The following is a 7,514-nucleotide window of genomic DNA, read 5'->3' on the forward strand; positions in this document are numbered from 1 at the left end:
CCAAAGGAATGTGTATTTAAACAATTCAAGACTTTTGAATGAGTTATAAGGTATGAGAAGATTGCCCTTTGAATCAATTCCGATCTGATCCCCATACCCATAAACGTGTTGCCTGATATCAATAAATTCCCGATCTAGTTCTGTCATCTTGATGACTAGGGCATCTTCTTTAAAAGGCTTTCCAAGGGGCATTAGAAAAAGCTCTCCGGAATTGATAGTCGCCATAAGTTGGTCCGAGATGGGAAGTCTATAGAAGAAATTATCAGGTAAAAAAGGACTGAGTTCAAAATATTTGTTAATACCCCAAAGTGTCGCCTCACTGTATATTCTGGTCTTCGCTGAAGCATATAGTTTTCCGTTGATTTCTTTGGCATGTGTAAGTCCTTCTGGAAAACTCAGTGCCTGTTTCCAAAACACAGGCACTTCTTCTTTTGGAGTTTGAATTGGAAAACATGAAAAAAAAGAAACACTGCAAACTAAGATCAAAAGAATCGGAAAACGGGTTGAACTTTTCATAATACGGATACCAGTCTTGGTGCTAATCTTCAAACGCTTAAAACTAAGGATTATTATTAAGAATGGGGATAAACAATATTGGGTACTTTATTGGCTTAGAGATTTAGAAGAGACTATTTTCCATTCTAATTGTGTGATTTTCTCTTTTTTTCATTCCATTTTTAAAAATCAGAAGAAAAACGTCGGCATTAGAAAATATGAATTGAATGCCACAAAACCATTTGTTTCCGCAGGTAACATTTTTAAAGAACTTTTCCTTTTCCTCCAAAACATTTCCTAAATTCTCCTCCAATTCAAACCAATAAACCCATTGTCATGGAAGAAAAGAAATTGCGCAGCCAAGAGTGGTTTGGCCGCAAAGGAAAAGACGGCTTTATCTATCGCGCATGGATGAAAAACCAGGGATTTCCCCACCACCTTTTCGAAGGCAGGCCGGTCATCGGCATCTGCAATACCTACTCCGAACTCACCCCATGTAATGCCCATTTCCGCGATCTTGCCGAAGCCCTCAAGCGGGGAATCTGGGAAGCAGGCGGATTTCCCTTGGAATTTCCGGTGATGTCTTTGGGCGAATGCTCCATCAAACCTACCGCCATGCTATTCCGAAATCTCGCCAGCATGGACGTGGAGGAAAGCATCCGTGCCAATCCCATGGATGGTGTGGTGCTGATGTGTGGTTGTGACAAAACCACTCCATCCCTAGTCATGGGCGCAGCTAGTGTCAACTTGCCCACCATCGTCGTCTCCGGCGGACCGATGCTCGCAGGTAGATTCAAAGGAAGAAAAATCGGCACTTCAGATCTTTGGAGATTTGCCGAAGAATTCAAAAAAGGGGAACTCTCCCAGGAAGATTTCACAGCAGCAGAAGCCGCCATGGCAAGGTCGCAGGGACACTGCGCCCCGATGGGAACTGCCTCTACGATGGCCGCCATGGTGGAATCCCTAGGCTTGGCATTACCGGACAATGCTACCATTCCTGCTGCAGATTCGAGGAGGAAAGTCCTTGCACACATGTCAGGAATCAGAATCGTAGAGATGGTCAAGGAAGACCTGAAAATGACCGACATCCTAACAAGAAAATCCTTTGAAAACGCGATTATGGTCAACGCCGCTTTGGGAGGATCTACCAATTTCATCCTCCACCTTTTGGCTATTGCTGGTCGGATCGGAGTAGAACTGAATATTGATGACTTTGACAAATTCTCATCCCATATTCCTTTGATAGCCAATGTGCAGCCATCCGGAGAAAACTTTGTGGAAGACCTCTTCTATGCCGGTGGATTGCCTGCCGTGATGAGAGAAGTTTCTTCTTTTTTGCATTTGGATACAATGACCGCCAATGGCAAAAAACTCGGCGAAAATGTGATGAATGCCGAATGTTGGGACAGAAACCTGATCGGTACTTTGGAAAAGCCTTTCAAGCCTGAATCAGGAATCGCGGTTCTCAAAGGAAATCTCTGTCCTGAAGGTGCTGTCCTGAAACCATCCGCTGCTACTCCTTCCCTCCTGCAGCACCGAGGTCAGGCGGTGGTATTCGAAGACATTGATGATTACAAGAAAAGACTGGACGATCCGGACTTGGATGTCACTCCGGATTCGGTTTTGGTACTGAAAAATGTGGGGCCAAAAGGCTATCCCGGAATGCCTGAAGTTGGCAACATGCAGTTGCCAATGAAAATCATCCAACAGGGAGTGAAGGACATGGTAAGGATATCGGATGGCAGAATGAGTGGAACGGGGTATGGCACTGTGGTGCTCCACGTTTCCCCCGAATCAGCTATTGGCGGTAATCTTGCCTTGGTTCAAAACGGAGATTGGATCCATCTAGACGTTCCTAACCGCAGCTTGAACTTGGAAGTGTCCAACGAAGAATTGGCTAAAAGGAGGGAATCTTTCCAGCCTTTGCAACTTGGCTATGACAGAGGATATGTCAACATGTTTATACAGAATGTCACACAGGCCCATGAAGGTGTGGACTTTGATTTTCTCAAAGGAGCTTCAGGACCTGTTGTCAAAAGAGATTCACATTAAAAGAAGTATTTCCTATGAAGAATCAGGGAAAAGTTGCTCTCATCACCGGTGCCGGACAAGGCATAGGTTTGGAGATTGCCAGAGTATTAGCAGAAAAAGGTCATCATGTCATCCTCAATGACATCGAAAAAAGCCTGACCGAAGAAGCTGTCGCTGAAATCCTGAAAGATGCAAAAGGAAAAATCTTAGGTATTTCGGGAGATTCAGGAGACCCTGCATTTATTCAAGAAATGGTGGATTTGGCAGAAACCGAGTTTGGGAAATTGGATATTGCCATAGCCAATGCAGGCATTACCCTTTATGGTAATTTCTTGGAATATTCACCTACTGATTTTCTGGAGGTCATGCGGGTCAATGCAGGAGGAACCTTTTTCCTCGCTCAAGCAGCCGCAAACCTTATGAAAAAGCAAAAATCCGGCGGCTCACTCCTTTTCACATCCTCAGTCACTGCCCATCAGGCCCACAAAAATCTGGCTGCATACGGAATGAGTAAGGCCGCTATCGAAATGTTGGCAAAGAATTTGGTAATCGAATTGTCAGAATATCACATCAATGTGAACACCATCGCTCCCGGGGCCACATTGACTTCCAGAACTGCCTCTGATCCGGAATACGAAAAAACATGGTCTAAAATCACTCCGATGGGACGCCCGGCTTATGTCAACGATATAGCAAAAGCTGCTGCGTTTTTGGTTTCCGAGGAAGCGAGACACATTACAGGGCAAAATCTTGTAGTTGACGGAGGTTGGACTTCTATCAGTCCCTCTCCTTACAATTAAATCAAAAAATCATTTCTTGGTTTAAAATTAAAACTAATATTGCAAAATAATTACCAACTATAGACTCTATACTATTTCAAACCCCTTCCGGAAAACCTGGAAAACAATCAAATACCCAGATATGAAAATTGCCATCCATGACCTTTTGGAATATATCCAAAAGAGCAACAATGCCACAATTGACCTTTTGGTCGAAAACAAAGCGAACCTCCCACAAAAAGCGATTGAAATTTACAGCCACATGATCAATGCACACCATGTTTGGAATGCAAGGATCATGGGTAAAAAGCCATTTTTTAAAGTCTGGCAAACCCACTCTGTAGAAGTTTTCTCAGAGATGAATGAAGAAAATTACCTTGTCTCCAAAAAAATTCTTGAAAACAACGAACTCGATAAGCTGATCACTTATAAGAATACTAAAGGCCAGGAATACCAGAATACCATCAAAGACATCATGTTTCACATCATCAACCACTCGAGCTACCATAGAGGTCAAGTGATGTTGTTGGTAAGAAATGCAGGACTCGAGCCGATTCCTACAGACTATATCCTTACAAAAAGATAACTATGAATGGCCCTAAAAAACCCGAATACTATTTTGCAGGACCTTGGAAACTGAAGGGTGAAGGAATTATCCTTGCCTATAAGTTCAAGAAAGAATGGGTAGAAAAAAACGGGTTTTTAAAGGACGAATTGAAAGGGAAATTCAAAGGGGGACTCGGATATGTCATGCTCGTCAGGTATACCGAATCCCCTGTTGGTCCTTATAATGAACTGCTCTTTATTCCCGGAAAATTCTTTCCCGATAAAAAACAGTCCATTACCAAGATTTATGTCGATTCGGAATCCAGCACTCAAAACGGCAGGTACAAATGGGGAATTCCAAAAGAAACCGTCCCCATTATCTGGCAAAAAAACGGAAAAACTGAAATCATCGGCGTAGGATCGGAAGAAGATCCGATATTGTTTTGTAAGATCAGTTCTGGCGGAATCCCTTTCCCTGCAACCACCAAAATCCTTCCAATAAATCTTTTCCAAGAATTGGAAGGCAAAACATTTTTTACCAACCCAAAAGGTCATGGTTGGGGTAAATTGGCCAAAATAGAAACCATGAAAGTGAATTCTGATTATTTCCCTGACATCAGCAAACTCAAACCTTTGCTTTGTGTGAAGATAAATCCGTTCACAATGGAGTTTCCTCTACCCGAACAAAATGTCGATCAGCAATAAGCATATCGTCATTACCGGTGCTGCTTCAGGGATTGGTCTGGAAATGGCCTATCAACTTTCAGGAAATGGCAACAAAATCTTGGCCATAGATATAGATGAGGCGGGTTTAGACATACTTTCCAAAAAATCCCCTCAAATCCAAACCCTGAACCTGGACTTAACCGAACCCGGAAGCGTGCATGCAATTTTTGATTGGATCCAAATCAACTGGAAAACCATTGACCTCTTTTTTGCAAATGCCGGGTTTGCAAGATTTGGACCATGGGAAGAAACCGATCAAGAAACATTTATCAAAATGTTTCACATCAATGTCCTCTCTCCTATTGAGACAGCAAAGATTTTAAAACAGATGCAGGCCAATAATCCCTGTAAGTTGGTAATAACAGCCTCTGCAATGTCCTATTGGCCTGTTCCCGGATATGCCGGCTATGCAGCCGGAAAATCTTCACTGCACCAGTTTGTGGAGACCATCAGAAGTGAAGGCGATGGGGATTGGATCACTTTAGTCTATCCCGGAGCTACCGAAACAGATTTTTTCAAAAAAGCAGGAAAAGAAATCCCAAAAGCCTACCCTGTCCAATCTGTTAAAACCGTCGTCAAAAACATCCTGCTTGGTGTTTCGAAAGGAAAAAAAAGGATATATCCTTCAAGGCTATTTCAGGTGACAATGATTGCCAACAGGGTCTTACCAATCTTTAAACAGGTTTATTTTTTGCTCGAAAGAAAAAAACTCAGAAAATGGGCTGAGGAAAGGGAGACGAGCTAATCATACATGAAAGGCATCAGTTTTTTCAAAAGAAAGTAATAAATTGGTACTCAATCAATAAGACTCAAACCAAAAACTTATGAAATCCAGATCCTTATCCCTCATATTGCTTTCCTTGACCATTATTTTTTCTTGTGCCAAAAAAGAAGAAGATACCCTCCCTGTGAAAGTCGCCAAAGCATATGGCTTCGAGAATTTTGACAAAATAAACTCCATTGCCTACCAATGGAATGTGCAGCCAAACCCTGAAACCTTGGTAACACGGAATTGGAAGTGGAATATCAAAGACAGGACGGTTTACTTTGCAGATAAGGACACAAGCTACACCTATAGCCTTGACCTTTCAAAAGAAGAAATGCCTAAAGCTGATGGAGGTTTTATCAATGACAAATATTGGTTAATGTTCCCTTTTCAATTGGTTTGGGACAGTGGCTATACATTCACAGTGATTGAAAATACCAAAGCCCCGATTTCAGGATTGCCTACCACGCAACTTACTATTGTATACAATGACATCGACGGATACACCCCGGGAGATGCCTATGATTTGTTTTTGGATGAAAATCATTTGATCAAAGAATGGGTGTTCAGAAGAGGAAACGGCCTCGAGGGAAGGCCAATCACTTGGGAAAATGAGCAAGAATTCAAAGGACTCAAATTCGCTACCGAACATAAAAATGATGCCGGTGTCAAGTTTATCTGGTTTTCAGATATCGTAGTGGAGTAATCCATTGGTATGCTAAATATTTTCTGAACCCTAAACCCCTATGCTCACAGGGACGGAAGTCGGAAGACCGAAGTTTCGGGATCACAGAATTCAGCTCTTGACTTTGACCTCCAACCATTTTTCTTTCCTTAGGAAGGAGATTAATAAATTCAATTTTGACTTAAACCCAATATGAAAAAACTCTTACTGTTATCAATTTTCCTTCTCTCCCTCAATGCCTTTTCCCAAAAACTCAGTAAAACCGAAAAGAAACTGATAGAAACCATTGACAAAAACTACAAGGAAACGCTGGCACTTTTGGAAGAAGTCGTGAATATCAATTCAGGCACATTCAACATGCAGGGCGTACGTGATGTTGGCGGGGTTTTCGAAAGGGAATTTGCAAAAATCGGTTTTGAAACAGAGTGGGTCACATTACCGGATTCTCTCAAAAGAGCCGGACATTTTGTGGCTACAAGGAAAGGAACCAAAGGGAAAAAACTTTTTTTCATTGGCCATTTACACACTGTTTTTGAAAAAAATATGTCGTTTTATCCTTTTACTATGATCAATGACTCCACAGCCAAAGGTCAGGGAGTTAATGATATGAAAGGCGGAAATGTGATGATCTTCGCAACATTGAAAGCAATGGAGGAATTGGGTTTGCTGAAAGACAGGACCATTACGGTTTATTTTCCCGGAGATGAGGAAAATGCAGGAAGCCCTTCTTGGGTCAGTAGGTTAGACTTTGTCGAGAGAGCCAAGCAACATGATTACGCTTTGGGTTACGAGACTGCACAGGGATTTGATATTGCCACCATTGCCAGAAGAGGTGCAAGTGGATGGACGTTGAAGACTACAGGCAAGCAGGTTCATTCTTCAGGGGTTTTCAGGGAATCAGTTGGTTACGGCGCTATCTATGAAGCAGCGAGAATTCTCAACCAATTCAGAGAAGAATTGGCAGGAGAAAAGTACCTGACCTTCAATCCCGGCCAAATCATTGGCGGTTCGGATATCAGCTATGATGGGGATACAGGTGAAGGTTCCGCATTGGGCAAAACCAACATTGTATCTAGAGAAGCCTTTGTTACCGGGGACTTAAGATTCCTAGGCGAAGCCCAAAAAGAAGCAACGAGGAAAAAAATGAAACAGATCGTATCCCAAAACCTGAATGGCACTACCGCAAGCATCGAGTTTGAAGATGGGATACCTTCGATGCCTCCCACAGATGGCAATATGGATTTGGTCAAAATCCTGAGTCAGGTCAGCATGGATATGGGTTTTGGCGAAGTTAGGGCTGGAGACCCCGGTTCTAGAGGTGCAGGTGACATTTCCTATGTGGCGGATTATCTAGATTGCATCGATGGACTTGGCGCATCCGGTACGGGAGCGCACTCCCCTGCCGAAACTATCAATATGAAACAATACCCTGATTTGATCAAAAGGAGTACTTTGTTTGTGTATAGGTTGATAAATTTATAAATGA

At 42.5% G+C, this 7,514-nt stretch carries 8 protein-coding genes; 7 read left to right on the forward strand and 1 reads right to left on the reverse strand.

From position 1 onward, the window contains the following. A partial coding sequence (locus tag ACZFYI_RS12450; RefSeq protein ID WP_462524456.1) for a hypothetical protein occupies positions 1-516 on the reverse strand: 516 nt, incomplete at its 3' end. Positions 517-831: 315 nt separating this feature from the next. Between ACZFYI_RS12450 and ACZFYI_RS12455 the strand changes: the two genes are divergently transcribed. From ACZFYI_RS12455 to ACZFYI_RS12485, 7 genes are all read left to right on the forward strand, one after another. After that, a complete protein-coding gene (locus tag ACZFYI_RS12455; RefSeq protein ID WP_462524457.1) occupies positions 832-2,547 on the forward strand; it encodes an IlvD/Edd family dehydratase in 1,716 nt (571 codons plus the stop codon). A gap of 14 nt (positions 2,548-2,561) precedes the next feature. After that, positions 2,562-3,326 (forward strand): SDR family NAD(P)-dependent oxidoreductase, encoded by a 765-nt coding sequence (locus ACZFYI_RS12460; RefSeq protein WP_462524458.1) that lies wholly within the window; start codon positions 2,562-2,564, stop codon positions 3,324-3,326. A gap of 121 nt (positions 3,327-3,447) precedes the next feature. Continuing rightward, the gene (locus tag ACZFYI_RS12465; RefSeq protein ID WP_462524459.1) at positions 3,448-3,891 is read left to right on the forward strand and encodes a DinB family protein; all 444 of its coding nucleotides are present in this window, start codon (positions 3,448-3,450) and stop codon (positions 3,889-3,891) included. 2 nt (positions 3,892-3,893) lie between these two features. Next, positions 3,894-4,556: an acetoacetate decarboxylase family protein gene (locus ACZFYI_RS12470; protein WP_462524460.1), complete on the forward strand. Its 663-nt coding sequence runs from the start codon at positions 3,894-3,896 to the stop codon at positions 4,554-4,556. Beyond that, complete coding sequence (locus tag ACZFYI_RS12475) at positions 4,540-5,322, forward strand: SDR family NAD(P)-dependent oxidoreductase (protein ID WP_462524461.1); 783 nt, start codon at positions 4,540-4,542, stop codon at positions 5,320-5,322. Before ACZFYI_RS12470 ends, ACZFYI_RS12475 begins: the two co-directional genes overlap by 17 nt. Before the next feature lie 79 nt (positions 5,323-5,401). Further along, positions 5,402-6,049, forward strand: a complete 648-nt coding sequence (locus tag ACZFYI_RS12480) for a hypothetical protein (protein ID WP_462524462.1) — start codon at positions 5,402-5,404, stop codon at positions 6,047-6,049. Between the two features lie 171 nt (positions 6,050-6,220). Continuing rightward, positions 6,221-7,510, forward strand: a complete 1,290-nt coding sequence (locus ACZFYI_RS12485) for a M20/M25/M40 family metallo-hydrolase (RefSeq protein ID WP_462524463.1) — start codon at positions 6,221-6,223, stop codon at positions 7,508-7,510. The last annotated feature ends 4 nt before the right edge of the window (positions 7,511-7,514 follow it).

The sequence above is a fragment of the Aquiflexum sp. genome (assembly GCF_977115555.1).

Bases quoted from the DNA above. Each gene is read 5' to 3' on its own strand.
- ACZFYI_RS12485 (WP_462524463.1), top strand. From the start codon at position 6,221: ATGAAAAAACTCTTACTGTTATCAATTTTCCTTCTCTCCCTCAATGCC.
- ACZFYI_RS12460 (WP_462524458.1), top strand. From the start codon at position 2,562: ATGAAGAATCAGGGAAAAGTTGCTCTCATCACCGGTGCCGGACAAGGC.
- ACZFYI_RS12465 (WP_462524459.1), top strand. From the start codon at position 3,448: ATGAAAATTGCCATCCATGACCTTTTGGAATATATCCAAAAGAGCAAC.
- ACZFYI_RS12455 (WP_462524457.1), top strand. From the start codon at position 832: ATGGAAGAAAAGAAATTGCGCAGCCAAGAGTGGTTTGGCCGCAAAGGA.
- ACZFYI_RS12470 (WP_462524460.1), top strand. From the start codon at position 3,894: ATGAATGGCCCTAAAAAACCCGAATACTATTTTGCAGGACCTTGGAAA.
- ACZFYI_RS12480 (WP_462524462.1), top strand. From the start codon at position 5,402: ATGAAATCCAGATCCTTATCCCTCATATTGCTTTCCTTGACCATTATT.
- ACZFYI_RS12475 (WP_462524461.1), top strand. From the start codon at position 4,540: ATGTCGATCAGCAATAAGCATATCGTCATTACCGGTGCTGCTTCAGGG.